Raw genomic sequence first — 16,785 nt, forward strand, 5'->3', positions numbered from 1 at the left:
GACGTCCTATAGGACGTCAACGCTCGGACGTTACGGGTGGTGGGTGTCGGCGGCGTTGGTGGCGTTGGTGGCGTTGGTGGCATTGGCGTTGGCGTTCGCGTTCGCGTTCGCGTTGGCGTTGGCGTTGGCGGGCGGGGTGGCGAGCGAGCGGAGCACGGTGACGAGGTGGCGGATCGCGGGGCTCTGGCCCATGGTCCGGCGCCAGATCAGCTGGATGTTCCGGGTCGGGACCGGGTCGACGACCGGGACGGCCACGACCGACCCGGGTAACGCCGGTCGGCCGAGCCTGGGGAGCAGCCCGACGGCCACGCCGTGCTGCACCAGGGCGATGTGGGTCGCGAACTCGCTGTCGTAGTAGGCCACGTCGGGGTCTGCACCGATGTCGGCGAACATCCGCATCAACCAGTCATGGCAGATGCTGCCGGCCATGGTGCTCACCCAGCGCTCGTCCACCAGGTCCTTCGGGGTGACCGTCGGCCGCGCGGCCAGCGAGTGATCGCGGTGCACGAGAAGGTCGGCCACGTCGTCGCACAGGTTCACGGTCTCGAGGTGCGCCGGGATGCGCAGCGGCACGGTGTTCCAGTCGTGCACGATCGCGAGGTCCATCTGCCCGGTGGCCACGAGCTCGATCGAGTCCCACGGGTCGTGCTCGATGAGCCGCACCCGCACCGCCGATCCGGCGACCGCGAGCTTGGCGAGCAGCGGCGCGACCAGGCCGCGGCACGCCGTGGAGTGCGCGGCGATCCGCACGAGCCCGACCGGCTCGGCGTCGGCGCTCTGGACCCCGGACTCGAGCAGCTCGACGTCCGCGAGGAGGGACGCTCCCTGCTCGGCCAGGCGCCGGCCGGCCTCGGTGAGCATGATCCCCCGACCGAACTTCTCCAGCACCGGGACGCCGAGGTGCTTCTCGAGCCGCTTGATCTGCTGGGAGATCGCGGACGGGCTGTAGCCCAGCGCCGCGGCGGCACCGACCACGGAGCCGTGGATCCCGATGGCCTGGAGCGAGCGCAACGCGACGAGGTCAATCATGAAGCAAACATACACAGTCAGGCATCGAAACGTTTGCTGGTGGTTCAGAGTCCGGGCTGTCATGGTTGCCGCGTGAAGCCCAAAGACACCGTCCTGGCCCTCCTCGTGGCGACCATCTGGGGCGCGAACTTCGTCGTCATCGACGCCGGTCTCGCCGAGGTCCCCCCGCTGCTGTTCACCGCCATGCGGTTCGTCCTGGTCTGTCTGCCGGCGGTGTTTCTCGTCCGCCCGCCGGGGATCGGGTGGAAGAACGTGGTCCTGATCGGCGCGTTCTCCTGCGTCGGCCAGTTCTCGCTCGTCTACCTCGCGCTGCACCTCCAGATGCCGCCGGGACTCACCTCACTGGTCCTGCAGGCTCAGGTGCTGCTCACGGTCGTGCTGTCCACGGTGTTCCTGGGCGAGCGCCCGTCGCGCAAGCAGCTGCTCGGCGTCGGCGTGGGAGCCGCCGGCCTGATCGTCGTCGCCGTCGGGCGCAGTGCCATCGCCCCGATCCTGCCGCTGATACTCGTCCTCGGCGCGGCGCTGTCCTGGTCCATCGGCAACGTGGTCACCCGCAAGGCCCAGGCCAGGTCCGGCCTGTCGCTCGTGGTCTGGTCCGGCCTGGTCGTCCCCGTGCCGCTGGCGCTGCTCTCGCTGCTGGTGGACGGGCCGGACGCAGTCGGCGCGGCACTGGGACACCTGTCGTTGCCTGCGCTGGCGAGCACCGCGTTCACGGCGTACGTCTCGTCGCTGCTGGGCTACGGGCTCTGGAACACCCTGCTGGCCCGGTACCCCGTGAGCCGGGTGACGCCGTTCGCCCTGATGGTTCCGGTCGCGGGCATGCTCACCGCCTGGATCGTCCAGGGCGAGGTCCCAACGGTCGTCGAGGGCGCCGGCGGAGGACTGCTCCTTGCCGGAGTGGCGATCGCGGTCCTGCGCGGCCGCCGCCCGTCGCCGCGCAGCCCGGACGGACCGCCGCCCACGAGCTCGGCCGAACGGGACTTGGCGCCGGTGGGGCGGGCAGTGGAGGGCACCCTCGCGATGATCCGCGCAAACTCCTGACGAAGGCCGCGCCTGGCTGACTCGCCGGGCGCACGTTGGCGGCGGGTACGCGGTGTGGACGGACGCGCGAGTGAACGGTGAGCCCCAAGGGGGCCGATGTGATGTCACATCGGCCCCTTGAGTCACTCCAGTCCCACGCGCGTCCCTCCACACCGCGACGAACGCGGGCACGGGCGGACGCACGAAGGCCCGGCACCAGTTGGTGCCGGGCCTTCGTGCGTTATGCGTCAGATCAGCCGAACGAGCCTCCGCACGCGCACGAGCTGCCCGCGTTCGGGTTGTCGATCGTGAAGCCCTGCTTCTCGATCGTGTCGGCGAAGTCGATCGTCGCGCCATCGAGGTACGGCACGCTCATGCGGTCGACGACGACCTCGACGCCGTCGTAGTCGCGAAGCGCGTCGCCGTCGAGCACGCGCTCGTCGAAGTACAGCTGGTAGATCAGGCCCGAGCATCCGCCGGGCTGGACGGCGACGCGCAGACGCAGGTCGTCGCGGCCCTCCTGCGCGAGCAGGCTGCGGATCTTGCCCGCGGCAAAGTCACTGAGGGCAACGCCATGCGTCGCGGTCTCCTGGGTGGTCTCGCTCATCATCACTCCGCGGGTCTCGAGGGTTCGGCGGGACGCTGTCCCGGAACGCGTGTCAACCGGTTAACGGCGGGCCCACGCCCGATTGTTCCCCTCAGCGTACGTCGCTTTGCCGGCGCCGGGGGGAACGCCCTGCGCGGCTCAGTGCGACCAGGTCCGGGCGACCCGTTCCGCGCGGGCCGCGAGCGTCCCGGCGGGGTCGGCGAGCGAGGCGCTGACCTGCTCGGGGGTGTCGGCGACCGCGTAGGCCGCGGCGATCCCGGAGGCGCCCCACTCGCGGCGACCGATCTGGACCTGCCCGGCGATCACCACGGTCGGCACCCCCGTCGGCAGAGCCCGCTCGGCCACGACCGCGACAACCTTGCCGTGCAGCGACTGCCAGTCGAAGGTGCCTTCCCCCGTGACCACGAGGTCGGCCTCGGCGATCCGCGCCGCCAGCGCGACGACGTCGGCCACGAGGCCCGAGCCGGACACGATCCGCCCGCCCAGCAGGGCGAGGGCGAACCCGAGCCCACCGGCCGCGCCGGCGCCGGGCAGTCCGGTGAGCCGCGCCGCGGGCGACGCGGTCCGGGACGACGCCAGCAGGTCGGGGCGTACCGCGTCGGGTCCGAGCGCCGCGACCGCGGCGTGCGAGAAGTGTCCGAGGGCCCGCTCGAGCTCCTGCGCCTGCTCGGGCGTCGCCCCCTTCTGCGGGGCGAACCCGGCGCTCGCCCCGTGCAGGCCGAGCAGCGGCACGTCCACGTCCGTCGCGACCAGCAGCTCGACGCCGGCGAGGGATTCGCGCAGCTCCGCCAGCCCGCTCAGGTCCGCGTCCGTGACGGACCCGAGCCCGCCACCCCCGCCGTCGAGCACGCTGCCCGGGCCGGCGCCCACGCCGAGGGCGGCGAGCATGCCCGCGCCCGCGTCGTTCGTCGCCGAACCACCCAGCCCGACGACGATCCGCTGCGCGCCGGTGCCGAGCGCGAGCCGCAGCAGCTCCCCGACGCCGTACGTCGTGGTGACCCGCGGGTCCCGGCGCTCGGGCGGGACGAGCGCGAGCCCGGACGCCTGGGCGGACTCGACGTAGGCGGTCCGCGCGCCGCCGGGGGCGCCGGTGACCAGCACCGCACCCGGGGCGTCGTCGTGCAGCGGGGAACGCACGGTGGCGGCCAGCAGCTCGCCGCCGAGGCTCGCGTGCAGGGTGGCGACGAAACCGGGGCCGCCGTCGGCCAGCGGGCACAGGTCCAGCTCGTCGTCCGGGGCGGCGCGGAGCCAGCCGTCGCGCAGGGCAGTGGCGGCCTGCTGGGCGGTGAGGGTTCCGCCGAAGCAGTCGGGGGCGATCACGACGCGCATGGGCAGGGATCCTGGCACAGAGCCGGACTGCCGGTTGACCGCACCACACTCGTTCGGAGCGCCCGTTGAAGAAGGCGGCGTACTGCGCAAGGACCGATCCGGCGGATGTGGGAAGATGGATTGCGTGAGCCCCACCGCCACCAGCCAATTCACCGAACCCGCACCGTCGGCACTGTTGCTGCTCGGGCGGAGCACGGATCTGCTCTCCGAGCGAGGGGTCGAGTGCGTGGGCGCGCTGCCCGCCGCGAGCGACCCTGACCTGGTCGAACGGGCCCGCGCCGCACGCGCGATCCTGGGTGACCGGCTCTTCGTCCTCGGGCACCACTACCAACGCGACGAGGTCATCGAGTTTGCGGACGTGACCGGCGACTCGTTCAAGCTCGCCCGCGAGGCCGCGGCCCGCCCCGAGGCCGAGTTCATCATGTTCTGCGGCGTGCACTTCATGGCCGAGTCGGCCGACATCCTCACCTCCGACACCCAGCAGGTCATCCTTCCGGACCTCGCCGCGGGCTGCTCGATGGCCGACATGGCCGCGATCAACCAGGTCGAGGACGCCTGGGACGTCATGATCGACGCCGGCGTCGCCGAGCACACCGTCCCGGTCACCTACATGAACTCCACAGCCGCGATCAAGGCGTTCACCGGGCGGCACGGCGGGACGGTCTGCACGTCGTCGAACGCGCACGTCGCGCTGCGCTGGGCGTTCGACAAGGTCGGCGGCGTGGACGGCACGGGCAAGGTGCTCTTCATGCCCGACCAGCACCTGGGCCGCAACACCGCGGTGCGCGAGCTGGGCCTGGAGCTCGCGGACTGCGTCGTGTTCGACCCCCACAAGCCGAACGGCGGGCTGACCACGGCCGAGCTGACCGCGGCCCGGATGATCCTGTGGCGCGGGCACTGCTCGGTGCACGGCCGGTTCTCGGTGCGCAACGTGGACGACATCCGCGCCGCTGTCCCGGGCGTGAACGTGCTGGTGCACCCCGAGTGCAAGAACGAGGTCGTCGAGGCGGCGGACCTGGTCGGCTCGACGGAGTACATCGTCAAGGCCCTCGCCGCCGCGGAGCCCGGATCGACCTGGGCGCTGGGCACCGAGCTGAACCTCGTGCGCCGGCTCGCGGCCGCGAACCCCGACAAGGCCGTGCACTACCTCGACTCGACCGTCTGCTTCTGCTCGACGATGAATCGAATCGACCTGCCGCACCTGGTGTGGGCGATGGAGTCGCTCGTCGCCGGGCGGGTCGTGAACCGCGTCGTGGTCGACGCCGACGACGCGCACTGGGCTCGAATAGCCCTCGACCAGATGCTCGCCCTGCCAGGACACTGAGATGTCCGCGCGGGGACGCACCTGCTGATCCCTAGCACTTCTTCAGATACCGCAGCCGGCGGGAGTCGGCGATGGAGGTCCAGATGAGCACCGGCAGCGCGTTGCGGGTGGGCATCTTCGTGTTCGACGATGCCGAGGAGCTCGACGTCGTCGGGCCGTATGAGGTGCTCGCGGCGTGGGCCGCGCTGTCCGAGCTACGGCCGGACGTGCTGACCTTCTCCGCCGACGGCGGCGGGGTACGCCTCGCGAAGGGCCTGCGCATCGTGCCGGACCGGTCTGCCGACGAGATCACCCCGATGCATGTGCTGGTGTACCCGGGCGGCCGGGGCACGCGGGCGCTCGCGCACGACTCCGACCACCTGAACTGGGTCCGCAAGATGCGCAACGAGGTGTCCCTGATGACCAGCGTGTGCACCGGGTCCCTCGTGCTCGCGGCGGCGGGCCTGCTCGCCGGGCGCCCGGCGACCACGCACTGGGGTGCGTTCGACGAGCTCGCCGCGCTCGACCCGAGCGTGGCCGCCGACACCGAGGCCCGCTTCGTGGACGACGGCGACGTGATCACGGCATCCGGGGTCTCGGCCGGGATCGACATGGCCCTGCACCTGGTGGCCCGGCTGGACAGCTATCAGATGGCCCGCCAGGTCCGGCGCGCGATCCAGTACGACCCCGAACCTCCCGTCTGACCTTGGGTTCGGGGCCCGGCGACCGGGTCGGCATGGCACGATCGCGCAGGTGAACCCACTCGACGCCCCGGTCCTCGAACACGCCCTGCTGCCGGTTCGGCCCGGCCGGGCGGAGGCGTTCGAGGTCGCGTTCGCGCTGGCCCGCCCGCTGATCTCCGCGATGCCCGGATTCCGCGGGCTGAGCCTGCGGCGGTGCGGCGAACGGCCCGACACCTACCTGCTGCTGGTCGGCTGGCAGACGCTCGAGGACCACACCGAAGGGTTCCGCGGCTCGCCCGAGTACGACCGGTGGCGCGAGCTGCTGCACGGGTTCTACGAACCGTTCCCCGTCGTCGAGCACTTCGGGGCGGTCGGGGCCGGCGAGGCCGGGGCGGTCGAGGCTGGCGAGGCCTGCGCGTGAACCGGCTGCTTCGGCTGGCCTGGGTGGTGCTGCGGGCCCGGCTGGACGGTCGAGCTCGAGGGCGCGGCGCGCGGTCGGGCGGGTCGCAGGGATCGCCGCTGGATCCCTGGCGCACCCCGATGCGGGTGCTGCCGAACGACCTCGACCTGCTGCGCCACATGAACAACGGTGTGTACCTGTCCCTGATGGACATCGGCCGGGTGGACATGCTGGTGCGAACCGGCGCGCAGCGCGTCGTCGCCCGCCGCGGGTGGTACCCGGTGGTGGTCGGCGAGTCGATCCGGTTCCGCCGCTCGCTGCGGCTCGGGGACCGGTTCGAGATCGTCACGCGCGTCCTCGGCTGGGACGACCGGCTCGTCTACGTCGAGCAGAGCTTCGAACGTCGGGCGCCGTCGGGCGGGGTCGAGGTCGTCGCCGAGGCCATCGTCGCGGCGCGCTTCCTCGCCCGGACCGGCGGCGGCGTGCCCGCCACCGACATCGCCGCAGCCTTCGGCGCCGACCGCCAAAGCCCCGCCCTGCCCGACGCCGTCCTCACCTGGGCCCGCGCCATCCACCTGGCGTAAGAACTCCGCCGAGAGTGGAGTAACCGCCCCGGGAATGCGATTTCCAAGGGCGGTTACTCCACTCTCGGCGAAGTTGTTGCTCTGGGGGCGAGGCGGGTGAGCAGGAGGGCTTCGGCCAGGACGACCTTCTCGAGCTCGGCCAGGTGGACGGACTCGTTGGCGCCGTGGGCTCGGGAGTCCGGGTCCTCCACGCCGGTGACCAGGATCGACGCGTCCGGGAAGACGTCGAGCAGCTGGGCGATGAACGGGACCGAACCGCCCAGGCCGATGTCGACCGGCGGGGTGCCCCAGGCCTGCTCGAACGCCCAGCGGGCCGCGCGCATGGCGCCGGAGTCCGCGGGCGCCTTGAACGGGCGGCCCTCGTCCCCCGGGGTCACCGTGACGCGAGCCCCGAACGGGGCGTTCGCGTGCAGGTGCGCGGTCAGCGCGGCGTGCGCCGCCGCCGGGTCCTGCCCGGGCGCGATCCGCAGCGAGAGCTTCGCCGACGCCCGCGGCGCGATCGTGTTGGACGCGCGCGCCACGCTGGGCGCGTCGATGCCGAGCACCGACAGCGCGGGCCGGGTCCACAGCCGTGCGGTGAGCGGTCCGGTACCGGCCAGCTGCGTGCCGTCGAGCATGGCCGCGTCGGCCCGCAGCTCGGCCTCGGCGTAGTCGATGACCGGGTCCGGGGCGCTGACGAGGCCCGCGACGGCGACGTCGCCGGCGTCGTCGTGCAGGGTGGCGATCAGGCGGGACAGCAGGGTGAGGGCGTCGAGCACCGGGCCGCCGAACATGCCGGAGTGCACGGCGTGCTCCAGGACGGCGACCTCGACCTCGAGGTCGACCAGGCCGCGCAGCGACGTCGTGAGCCCGGGGACGCCGACGCGCCAGTTGGCGGAGTCCGCCACGACGATCACGTCGGCGACGAGCAGGTCCTGGTAGGTCTCGAGGAACGTGGCGAAGGTCGGCGAGCCGATCTCCTCCTCCCCCTCGACGAACACCGTCACGCCGACCCCGAGGGTGTCGGCGAGCACGCGCAGCGCGCCGACGTGCGCGATCACGCCGGCCTTGTCGTCCGCGGCGCCGCGACCGTACAAGCGCCCGCCGCGTTCGGTGGGCTCGAACGGGTCGGTGTCCCAGCCCTCGTCGCCCGGCGGCTGGACGTCGTGGTGGGCGTAGAGCAGCACGGTCGGGGCGCCGTCGGGCGCGGGGCGGCGCGCGATCACGGCGGGGGCGCCGACGCCGCCGTCGGGCAGGGTCGAGTGCACGATCTGCACCTCGGGCATGCCGACGCCGCGCAGCAGCTCCGCGACGGCGGCCGCGCTCGCCGCGACGTGCGCCTGGTCGAACTCGCCGTTCGAGACGCTCGGGATCCGCACGAGGGCCTCGAGCTCGGCGCGCAGAGCCGGGAAGGCGGCGGCCACCGCCGCCCGCAGCTGGTCGGTGGAAATCGGCGTGGTGGTGCTGGGCTCGGTCACGGGCGACCACGCTACCGCTGGGCTCGACTACCCTAGGTGGGTGTTCTTCCGAAGCAAGGTCTCCCCGCCCACCGACGCCGACGACCGCGCGGTGCCCGGCCTGATCGGATCCGCGACGCCAGGCAAGGGGCGTCCGACGCCCAAGCGCAAGACGTCCGAGGCGCTGAACAAGCGTCCGCTCGTCCCCGCCGACCGCAAGGCCGCGGGCAAGTCCGCCCGCGAGGCGAACAAGGAAGCCCGGAACCGCGAGTACCAGGCGATGCAGACCGGCGACGAGCGCTACCTGCCCGTCAAGGACAAGGGCGCGGTCCGGCGCTACGTGCGTGACTACGTCGACGCCCGGTGGAACCTCGGCGAGTTCTTCCTGCCGGTCGCGATGATCTTCGTCGTGGCGAACCTGTTCCTCAAGGGCAACCCGAACGCCGCCGCGGCCGCCATTCTCGTGCTGTACGTCATCGTGCTCGTCACGATCATTGACGCGTACATCATGTGGCGCAAGCTCAAGAAGAAGCTGCGGGCGAAGTTCGGCGACGACACGTTCATGCGCGGGCTGGCGATGTACGCAGTGATGCGGGCGTTCCAGCTCCGCCGGGCGCGCCTGCCGAAGGTGCTCGTCAAGCACGGCGAATACCCTTCCTGAACCACTCCGGGGCGCGCGCGCAGCGCGCAGCCGGTCGTGGCGCGAACGTTCGCGCGCCACGACCGACCTGGCGTCAGCGCTGGGACACCTGGAAGCACGCCACGTCGTACTGCGACTTCTCGGTGTAGTGCTGACCTCCGATCCCGCCGTTCACGCTGTTGATTCCCGCCTCGTTGAACGGTGAGCCGGGGCTGAGTGCCGAGTGCCCGGGAGTGTTCGGCTCCAGCTCCTGACAGGACTGGCTCGGTGGCCCGTTCGGGCCCGGAGGATTGGCTGCGAGGGCCGGGCTGGCGAAGCCCAGGGTGAGGCCCGCGACTGCAACGACGAGCAGAGTTCGACGCACGATGATTCGCCTCCTGCTTGGGAACTGATCCTGCGGCGACCGACAGGTCGACCGGTCGTCTTTGATGTCACGGCGGGGACGGAGTTTCGGTTCATCGGGCGCTGACCACTCGCGAATCTCGGCGCTCAATCGTGCGGCATAGTTGGCCGACGTGAGCAGCGAGCCGCGTTATGTCTTCCCGATGGACAACGCCCAGCCCGAGGGCATGCGCCTGGACGGGCGGACCTTTTTCGTGTGGCGTGGGCTGGATGCGGCCGGCGACGACGGAGACCAGGAGGACCGCCTCGCCACGCGCGGCGGAAAACTGGTCGTGTTCGACTCCGAGGAGGAGTGCTGGTCCTTCGCGCTCGAGGCCGGCTGGCCCACGATCACGCCCGAGGACCGCGACTCCGATGCGCAAGTCATGGATCTCGACCCAGCGCTCGACTGGCTGCGCGGACGGCGGGCAACGGTCGACCCGGCTTCGGCGCTCGACCTCTGGAACATGACCACCGAGGTGGCGTTCAGCACCGGACGGCGCTTCGATGACCGGGGACGCGTCCGCGAGAACTGCTACACGAAGCTGTTCGCCGCCAACGTTCCGTACGCGTTCGATCTGGTTGCGTACGTTCCTCGCTGGAAGCCGCAGGAGCTGCGCGTGTTGCGCGAGGTCCTCGGCCAGGCCGTCCACGTCTTTCGGGAGCCGCTCCCCGCCTGACCCGGCAGGGCCCACTAAAGCCCGTGGCCTCAGACCGCGGTGCCCAGCTCCGGCCGGAGCGCCCGAGTGTCCGGGGGCGTCTCGAGGTCGAGCCCGAGGGTCCGCCACGCCGAGGCGAGCCCTTCGATGCCCCGCTCGATCTCGTGCAGGGGTTGCGCGAAAGGGAGCCGGAGGCGGTCCTCGAAGGACCCGTCGACGCCGAAGCTCGTTCCCGGAACGACCCGGACGCCATGTCGCGGCCCGATCGCTGCCAACGACGACGAGGCCTGCTCGCCGAGGTTCGCCCAGAGCGAGAGCCCACCGGCCGGTGCCGTCACCTGCCACCCGGGGAGCAGGCGTCCGACGAGGTCGACGAGCCCGTCGCGCTGGATCCGCAGGGTGGCCCGCCGCTCGGCGAGGATCTCCTCGCCGTTCGTCAGCAGCTCGTCGGCGACCAGCTGCTCGAGCACGGGGGTGCCGAGGTCGTCCCGGGCGCGTTCGCGGGCCAGCCGGACGACGAGGTCACGGCCCGCACGGATCCATCCGACCCGCATGCCACCCCAGAACGACTTGGACATCGATCCGATGGCGATCAGCCCGCCGCGCGGCGCCGTCCCGAGGAAGGGCCCGGGGCGCTCGCCGTCGAGGGTGAGGTCGGTCAGCGTCTCGTCGCCGATCACGAGCGTGCCGTAGCGGTGGGCGATCTCCCGGACGCGAGCCCGGGCGGTCGCGTCCAGGCTCAATCCGGTGGGGTTGTGGTGATCGGGGATCAGATACACCGCGCGCGGTCCGGTCTGCCGGACCGTGGACTCCAAGAGGTCGATGTCCAGGCCGTCCCGCCCGACCGGGACGGGCACCGGCCGGGCGCCGATGCTGCGCACGGTCGCGATCGCGTTGGCGTAGGTGGGGTGCTCGACGACGACCCGGTCCCCCACCCCGACGACGGTGCTCAGCACCAGGCTCATCGCCTGCTGCGCGCCGCTGGTGATGAGAATCTCGTCGGGGGCGGTGGGGGTGCCGCGCTCGGTGTACCGCGCAGCGAGAGTCTCGCGCAGGACATCGAGCCCGAAGTACTCGTAGCCGCGTCCGGGGAGGTACCGAGGCAGCTCCTGCAGCGCGGCGACATACGCCCGGTGCGTCCCCGCCGGGGCGGACGATGCGGCCATCGTGAGGTCGACGACGTCGGCCGCGGGTTCGGTGCGGGTCGCAGGCATGGTCCGTGCACCCGACGGGAGGGTGGTGACCGTGCCTGAACCGCGACGGCTCGCCAGGACGCCGTCGTCCCTCAGGTGCTGGTAGGCCGAGCTCGTGGTGGTCCGGGAGAGCCCCAGTGCGTCGGCGAGCTCGCGCTCGCTGGGCAGGCGGGTGTGCAGCGGGATGGTGCCTTCCAGGACGGCGCGGCGGATGCCGTCGGCGAGGGCGAGGTAGGCAGACCCGCCATGCCGCCAGGTCCCGAGCAGGCGCACGAGGGTTCCGGTGGCCATGTGTCGCTCGATCGATGTCGCACTCACTCCGGTAGCCATAAGGCCACTGTCTCCCAACTGGCTATGGATCACAATGCCAATCGAAGGACATCATGACGCCATGAACAACGAACTGAGCCCACCGGTGGTCTTCCCGTCCGGTATCGCCGCGCCAGCTGCGGAGGGCCGAGCCCCCCGCTGGGCTACGCGCCGGCTGACCCACCGCTCCCTGCAGCTCGTCGCCGGTCTCGTCCTGTTCGCGGCGTCGATCGCGATGCTGGTGCGGGCGGGTCTGGGGAACATGCCGTGGGACGTGTTGAGCCAGGGCATCTCGCGCCAGCTCGGCTGGAGCTTCGGCACGGTGACCATCACCCTGAGCGTCGTGGTGCTGATCGGCTGGATCCCGCTGCGCCAGCGGCCGGGGTCGGGGACGGTCGCCAACGTCATCGTCATCGGGCTCTTGGTCGACCCGTTCCTCGCGCTGGCCCGCCTGATCGAGCCGCTGCCCCTGTGGGGTGCGGTCGCGCTGACGGCTGGCGGCATTCTTACGAACGGGGTGGCGACCGCGTGCTACATCGGGACCCGGCTGGGCCCCGGCCCCCGGGACGGGCTGATGACCGGCATCGTCGGCCGGACCGGCGCCTCGGTGCGCCTCGTTCGCTTCGGGATCGAGGGGGTGGTGGTCATCGGCGGATGGCTGCTCGGCGGGACGCTCGGCCTGGGCACGCTGGCCTACGCGGTGCTGATCGGTCCGCTCGTGCACGAGCTCCTGCCGCGCTTCACGGTGCGGGACCGCGACCGAGTCGCGACCACGGCGCCGTAGGGTCGTTGCATGGTCAACCATCGTTATCTTGGCAACTCGGGACTCAAGATCTCCGAGATCACGTACGGCAACTGGCTCACGCACGGCTCGCAGGTCGAGAACGAGACCGCACTCGCGTGCGTGCGCGCGGCCCTCGACGCAGGCATCACCAGCTTCGACACCGCGGACGTCTACGCCAACACCATGGCGGAGACCGTGCTCGGCAAGGCGCTGAAGGGCGAGCGACGAGAGTCGGTCGAGATCTTCACCAAGGTGTACTGGCCCACCGGCCCGAAGGGCCCGAACGACAGCGGGCTCTCGCGCAAGCACATCCTCGAGTCGATCAACGGGTCCCTCAAGCGCCTGCGCACCGACCACGTCGACCTGTACCAGGCGCACCGGTACGACACCGAGACGCCGCTGGAAGAAACGATGCAGGCGTTCGCCGACGTCGTCCGGTCGGGCAAGGCGCTGTACATCGGCGTGAGCGAGTGGACCGCCGAGCAGCTGCGCGCCGGGCACGCGCTGAGCAAGGAGCTCGGGTTCCAGCTCATCTCGAGCCAGCCGCAGTACTCGATGCTGTGGCGCGTGATCGAGGACGAGGTCGTCCCGGCGTCGAAGGAGCTGGGCATCTCGCAGATCGTCTGGTCGCCCGTCGCGCAGGGGGTGCTCACCGGCAAGTACCTGCCCGGTCAGCCGCTCCCCGAGGGCTCGCGCGCGACCGACGAGAAGGGCGGCGCGAGCACGATCAGCGGCTTCATGAACGAGCAGACCCTGACCCGGGTGCAGCACCTGCGCCCGATCGCGGACGAGCTCGAGCTGTCCCTCGCCCAGCTCGCGGTCGCCTGGGTGCTGCAGAACGACAACGTCGCCGCCGCGCTGATCGGCGCCTCGCGGCCCGAGCAGGTCGCCGAGAACGTCAAGGCCTCCGGGGTCACGATCCCGGCCGAGCTGCTGACCCGCATCGACGACGTGCTCGGCGACTCGGTCGAGCGCAACCCCGGCGTCACGGCCGAGCGGTCCCCGCAGACCCGCCCGGTCTGACCCCGGCAGACACCCCGCCGGCGGGTCGCTGACCCCGCAAAACCCCGCAACGTCCGAGCGTTGACGTCCTATAGGACGTCAGCGCTCGGACGTTGGCGGTTTGAGGGCACGTGGGGGGATCGGCTTCGCGGCGGTGGGGTCGTTCGGTGGGGTCGTTCGGTGGAGCCGGGGGTCAGCGGGTGATCAGTGGATCCGCATCGCGACCGGTGCCGCGGCCTGCGTGCCGTCGTGCATGAGCCGCGCGACGGCGGTGTCCTGCCTGGCAAGGTCGCGCCAGTGCTCGCCGAGCCACTGCTCGGCGTCGTACTGGTTGCTGAAGACCGGGCTGATCGGCCGGTCGAGCAGGCGACCCTCGGCGTCGTCGAACGCCCATTCCCACTGCGCGCGGATCATGCCGCCACCTCCGTGCGCGCCCGAGCCGCGTCGGCGGCGAGCGCGCGGTTGATCCGGGAGGCCCAGAACGGGCCCTGGTAGATGAAGCCGGTGTAGCCCTGTACGAGGGTCGCGCCGACCGCGAGGTACTCCCGCGCGTCGCCCGCCGTCGTGATCCCGCCGACGCCGATGATGACCGGATCGGATCCGAGCCTGGTCCGCAGCCGGGCGACGACGTCGAGGCCCCGGTGCAGCAGCGGCGGCCCGGACAGGCCGCCCGCACCGCGGGTGTGCGCGATCGTCGTGTTCACCGCGACGACGCCGTCGAGGCCGAGCTCGAGGGCCAGGTCGGCGATCGCGTCGATGTCGTCGTCGGACAGGTCGGGGGCGATCTTGACCAGGAGCGGGACCCGCGGGCGGCCCCGGGGTGCCGGGGCGGCGTCGGCCGCCTCGCGGACCGCGGTGAGGATCGGGCGCAGCGTGTCGACGGACTGCAGGTCGCGCAGGCCGGGGGTGTTCGGCGAGGAGACGTTGACCACCAGGTAGTCCGCGTACGGGGCGAGCAGCCCGGCGCTCGTGGCGTAGTCGGCGGCCGCGTCGGCGGCCGGGGTCACCTTGGTCTTGCCGATGTTGACGCCGACGACGAGCGCCCGGCCGGCCGGCGTGGCCCGCAGGCTCCGCAGCCGCGCGGCGACGGCCGCGGCGCCCTCGTTGTTGAAGCCCATCGCGTTGCGCACCGCTCGCTGGTCGAGCTCGCGCCACAACCGGGGCCGGGGGTTGCCGGGCTGGCCGTGCGCGGTGATGGTGCCGACCTCGACGAACGCGAAGCCGAGCATCGTCAGCCCGCGCACCCCGACGGCGTTCTTGTCGAAGCCCGCCGCGACGCCGAACGGGGCCGGGAAGTCGAGGCCGAGCGCGCGGACCCGCCCGCTCGTTCCGGGCGCGAGCGCGCGGCGCAGGACCGCGGCGAGCGGGGGCACGGCGGCGGCGAGGCGGATCGCCCGGAAGCCGCGCTCGTGCGCGCGCTCCGGGTCCATCCGGCGAAAGACGAGGTCGAAGAGCAGGGGATACACGCAGCCAACTTAGCGCGGGTGCCACACACCCGGTCCCGGCAGCCCAGCTTCCGCCCCACGTCCCCCCGAACGTGTCAGCCGCTGCGCGGCCCACAGCCCGCGCTCACCCTGACAACTCTCACCCCCTCGACGTGTCAGCCGCAGTGCGCCCCATGGACCACGCTCGGTCTGATCTGGCGCCGCGGAGCGAGTCGCGGGCGGGGCTGGGGCCTCAGACCGCCCGGGCCCCGCCGACCGTCTCCGCGGGAACGTTTGGTCCCATCATTTGAGACAAGAACGGTCACCTCTCGATATCTCGGCCGGAAGTCCGGGCAGGAATACGCCTGCCGGAGCGTCCCAGTCCGAACGCATTCCCGCGGGAACGCCCAGCAGTTGCGTCCCCGCCAGCGGGTCGCCGTGTCCCCGCCAGCGGGTCGCCGTCGGGCCGGACTCGCGCCCGTTCGCACAGACTGCGCACATCGGCGCAGCCTGCGTACATCGGATGTGCGCAGGCGGCACGGATGTGCGCAGTCTGCGGTGTGGGGTCTGACGCGGGTGGCGGTTAGGGGTGGGGGCGGGTTCGGCGGAGCCAGGCCAGGCCGAGCAGGGGCAGGACCAGCGGCACGTAGCCGTAGCCCTGGCCGAACCCCGACCAGACGGTCGCGCGCGGGAACGCGGCGGGGTCCGCGAGCGAGTACGCACCCACGACCAGCACCCCGATCAGCTCGACGCTGACGGCTGCCGTCGCGAGGCCCCGCGAACCGCGCGCGAAGGCGACCGTCGCCACGATGTACACGACCGCAGCCAGCGCGGACAGCCCGTACGCGAGCGGGGCCTCGTGCCAGTTCAGGATCAGCTGGAAGCCCGCGCGGGCGCTCGCCGCGAGCGCGAACAGCGCGTAGACGGCCACCAGGACCCGGCCCGGGCCGCTCGCGGTCGTCGGCGGGCCACCGCCCGCACCGCGCGCCGCACCACCGGCAGCCGCATCACCGCCAGCCGCACCGCCACCGGCCGCGCCGCCCTCCGCGCCGCGCACCGTGCCGTCGGTCCCATCGGCCAGTCCCCCACCGCTCACTGCGTCCCCCAGACCTGGAGCAGCCGTAGCTGCAAGAACGCGACCGTCACGGCCGCGATGACCAGCACCACCGAACTCCACCGGGTCCGCTCCGCGAACGCCCAGGCCGCCGCGAGGGGCAGCATGATCAGGGTGGCCACCACGTACCCCCAGAACACCGCAGGCTCGTGCGGCTGGGCGCCGCCCACCACCAGTACGAGAGCGACCACCGCCTCCACCACGATCGCGACCTCCACGACGGCGGCGCCCCAGAGCTGGCGCAGCACCACGGCACGGTCCCGGATGGCGAACACGACCGCCCACAGTGCCAACCCCAACGCGAGGGCGGCGACGGCGAACGCGAGAGGGATGGTCACGGTGCCCCAGGCTAGCGGCGACGCGGCGACTACGATCGTCGGGTGCCTCTGACCCTGACATCCAAGGACCCCGCCCTTCTCGTCGCCGACGCACTCGTCGTCGCGACGGCCTCGACCGACGACGGCGTCGTGCTGGTGGGCGCCGACGCGCTACCCGTCGCGCTGCGCTCCCTCATCTCGCGCACCGCGGTGACGCTCGGCATCACCGGCGCGGCGGACGAGGTGCGCAAGGTCCCGACGGCGGGTGAGATCACCGCTCCGGTGCTCGTGCTCACCGGCCTCGGCAAGCAGTCCGACAGCTACGACCCGGAGACCCTGCGCCGCGCGGCCGGTGCCGCGACCCGCGAGCTCGCCGGCTCGGCGTCCGTCGCGCTCGCCCTGCCGGCCGACGGCGTGGCGCACCTCGCCGCCGTCGCCGAGGGCGCGCTGCTCGGCGCGTACTCGTTCGCCCGCTACCGCGACGCGAAGGTCGCCGCGAAGTCGGCGCCGGTCACCGCCATCGAGATCGTCACCCCGCTCGTGCGCGACGGCGACGCGAAGGCCGCCGTCG

20 protein-coding genes are annotated in these 16,785 nt (G+C 72.2%); 10 read left to right on the forward strand and 10 right to left on the reverse strand.

Features of this window, described 5'->3' with window-relative positions; genetic code table 11:
• Window positions 1-30 precede the first annotated feature (30 nt).
• A complete protein-coding gene (locus VIM26_RS15215; RefSeq protein ID WP_331952651.1) occupies window positions 31-1,029 on the reverse strand; it encodes a LysR family transcriptional regulator in 999 nt (332 codons plus the stop codon).
• 72 nt (window positions 1,030-1,101) lie between these two features.
• On the opposite strand from VIM26_RS15215, the gene VIM26_RS15220 reads away from it, so the two are divergent.
• On the forward strand, window positions 1,102-2,070 hold the full coding sequence (locus VIM26_RS15220; protein WP_331952653.1) for an EamA family transporter: 969 nt from the start codon (window positions 1,102-1,104) through the stop codon (window positions 2,068-2,070).
• A gap of 232 nt (window positions 2,071-2,302) precedes the next feature.
• Here the strand turns inward: VIM26_RS15220 and VIM26_RS15225 are convergent, their stop codons facing one another.
• Complete coding sequence (locus VIM26_RS15225) at window positions 2,303-2,656, reverse strand: iron-sulfur cluster assembly accessory protein (protein ID WP_331952655.1); 354 nt, start codon at window positions 2,654-2,656, stop codon at window positions 2,303-2,305.
• Between the two features lie 138 nt (window positions 2,657-2,794).
• Window positions 2,795-3,985: a glycerate kinase gene (locus tag VIM26_RS15230; RefSeq protein ID WP_331952657.1), complete on the reverse strand. Its 1,191-nt coding sequence runs from the start codon at window positions 3,983-3,985 to the stop codon at window positions 2,795-2,797.
• A 124-nt stretch (window positions 3,986-4,109) separates the two neighbouring features.
• On the opposite strand from VIM26_RS15230, the gene nadA reads away from it, so the two are divergent.
• From nadA to VIM26_RS15250, 4 genes are all read left to right on the forward strand, one after another.
• Window positions 4,110-5,309, forward strand: coding sequence for a quinolinate synthase NadA (gene nadA / locus VIM26_RS15235; protein WP_331952659.1), 1,200 nt, complete (start codon window positions 4,110-4,112; stop codon window positions 5,307-5,309).
• 83 nt (window positions 5,310-5,392) lie between these two features.
• The gene (locus VIM26_RS15240) at window positions 5,393-5,992 is read left to right on the forward strand and encodes a DJ-1/PfpI family protein (RefSeq protein ID WP_331952661.1); all 600 of its coding nucleotides are present in this window, start codon (window positions 5,393-5,395) and stop codon (window positions 5,990-5,992) included.
• 49 nt (window positions 5,993-6,041) lie between these two features.
• Window positions 6,042-6,392 (forward strand): antibiotic biosynthesis monooxygenase, encoded by a 351-nt coding sequence (locus VIM26_RS15245; protein WP_331952663.1) that lies wholly within the window; start codon window positions 6,042-6,044, stop codon window positions 6,390-6,392.
• Entirely contained in the window at window positions 6,389-6,955 is a 567-nt protein-coding gene (locus VIM26_RS15250) for an acyl-CoA thioesterase (RefSeq protein ID WP_331952665.1), read from the forward strand. Before VIM26_RS15245 ends, VIM26_RS15250 begins: the two co-directional genes overlap by 4 nt.
• A 53-nt stretch (window positions 6,956-7,008) precedes the next feature.
• On the opposite strand, the gene VIM26_RS15255 is transcribed toward VIM26_RS15250, so the two are convergent.
• Complete coding sequence (locus VIM26_RS15255; protein WP_331952667.1) at window positions 7,009-8,412, reverse strand: dipeptidase; 1,404 nt, start codon at window positions 8,410-8,412, stop codon at window positions 7,009-7,011.
• Window positions 8,413-8,452: 40 nt separating this feature from the next.
• Between VIM26_RS15255 and VIM26_RS15260 the strand changes: the two genes are divergently transcribed.
• Window positions 8,453-9,052, forward strand: a complete 600-nt coding sequence (locus VIM26_RS15260) for a DUF3043 domain-containing protein (RefSeq protein WP_331952669.1) — start codon at window positions 8,453-8,455, stop codon at window positions 9,050-9,052.
• A gap of 73 nt (window positions 9,053-9,125) precedes the next feature.
• On the opposite strand, the gene VIM26_RS15265 is transcribed toward VIM26_RS15260, so the two are convergent.
• Window positions 9,126-9,395 (reverse strand): hypothetical protein, encoded by a 270-nt coding sequence (locus VIM26_RS15265; protein WP_331952671.1) that lies wholly within the window; start codon window positions 9,393-9,395, stop codon window positions 9,126-9,128.
• 151 nt (window positions 9,396-9,546) lie between these two features.
• On the opposite strand from VIM26_RS15265, the gene VIM26_RS15270 reads away from it, so the two are divergent.
• A complete protein-coding gene (locus tag VIM26_RS15270; RefSeq protein ID WP_331952673.1) occupies window positions 9,547-10,092 on the forward strand; it encodes a hypothetical protein in 546 nt (181 codons plus the stop codon).
• Window positions 10,093-10,121: 29 nt separating this feature from the next.
• Here the strand turns inward: VIM26_RS15270 and VIM26_RS15275 are convergent, their stop codons facing one another.
• Window positions 10,122-11,555 (reverse strand): PLP-dependent aminotransferase family protein, encoded by a 1,434-nt coding sequence (locus VIM26_RS15275; protein WP_331952675.1) that lies wholly within the window; start codon window positions 11,553-11,555, stop codon window positions 10,122-10,124.
• Window positions 11,556-11,655: 100 nt separating this feature from the next.
• Between VIM26_RS15275 and VIM26_RS15280 the strand changes: the two genes are divergently transcribed.
• Together VIM26_RS15280 and VIM26_RS15285 are read left to right on the forward strand one after the other, a co-directional pair.
• Window positions 11,656-12,357 (forward strand): hypothetical protein, encoded by a 702-nt coding sequence (locus VIM26_RS15280; protein ID WP_331952677.1) that lies wholly within the window; start codon window positions 11,656-11,658, stop codon window positions 12,355-12,357.
• Window positions 12,358-12,366: 9 nt separating this feature from the next.
• Window positions 12,367-13,380 (forward strand): aldo/keto reductase family protein, encoded by a 1,014-nt coding sequence (locus VIM26_RS15285; RefSeq protein ID WP_331952679.1) that lies wholly within the window; start codon window positions 12,367-12,369, stop codon window positions 13,378-13,380.
• 183 nt (window positions 13,381-13,563) lie between these two features.
• On the opposite strand, the gene VIM26_RS15290 is transcribed toward VIM26_RS15285, so the two are convergent.
• From VIM26_RS15290 to VIM26_RS15305, 4 genes are all read right to left on the reverse strand, one after another.
• Window positions 13,564-13,773 carry a hypothetical protein gene (locus VIM26_RS15290; protein ID WP_331952681.1) on the reverse strand — a complete coding sequence of 70 codons (210 nt, stop codon included), beginning with the start codon at window positions 13,771-13,773 and terminating at the stop codon, window positions 13,564-13,566.
• Window positions 13,770-14,825 carry a quinone-dependent dihydroorotate dehydrogenase gene (locus VIM26_RS15295; RefSeq protein ID WP_331952683.1) on the reverse strand — a complete coding sequence of 352 codons (1,056 nt, stop codon included), beginning with the start codon at window positions 14,823-14,825 and terminating at the stop codon, window positions 13,770-13,772. The genes VIM26_RS15290 and VIM26_RS15295 overlap by 4 nt, the downstream gene beginning before the upstream one ends.
• Before the next feature lie 541 nt (window positions 14,826-15,366).
• Window positions 15,367-15,879, reverse strand: a complete 513-nt coding sequence (locus tag VIM26_RS15300) for a hypothetical protein (RefSeq protein ID WP_331952685.1) — start codon at window positions 15,877-15,879, stop codon at window positions 15,367-15,369.
• Window positions 15,876-16,235: a hypothetical protein gene (locus tag VIM26_RS15305; RefSeq protein WP_331952687.1), complete on the reverse strand. Its 360-nt coding sequence runs from the start codon at window positions 16,233-16,235 to the stop codon at window positions 15,876-15,878. The genes VIM26_RS15300 and VIM26_RS15305 overlap by 4 nt, the downstream gene beginning before the upstream one ends.
• A gap of 42 nt (window positions 16,236-16,277) precedes the next feature.
• Here VIM26_RS15305 and VIM26_RS15310 point away from each other — a divergent pair.
• Window positions 16,278-16,785: M17 family peptidase N-terminal domain-containing protein (locus VIM26_RS15310; RefSeq protein ID WP_331952689.1), on the forward strand; the 508-nt coding region annotated here is incomplete at its 3' end.

This window comes from Pengzhenrongella sp., assembly GCF_036565025.1.
Lineage (GTDB): Bacteria > Actinomycetota > Actinomycetes > Actinomycetales > Cellulomonadaceae > Pengzhenrongella.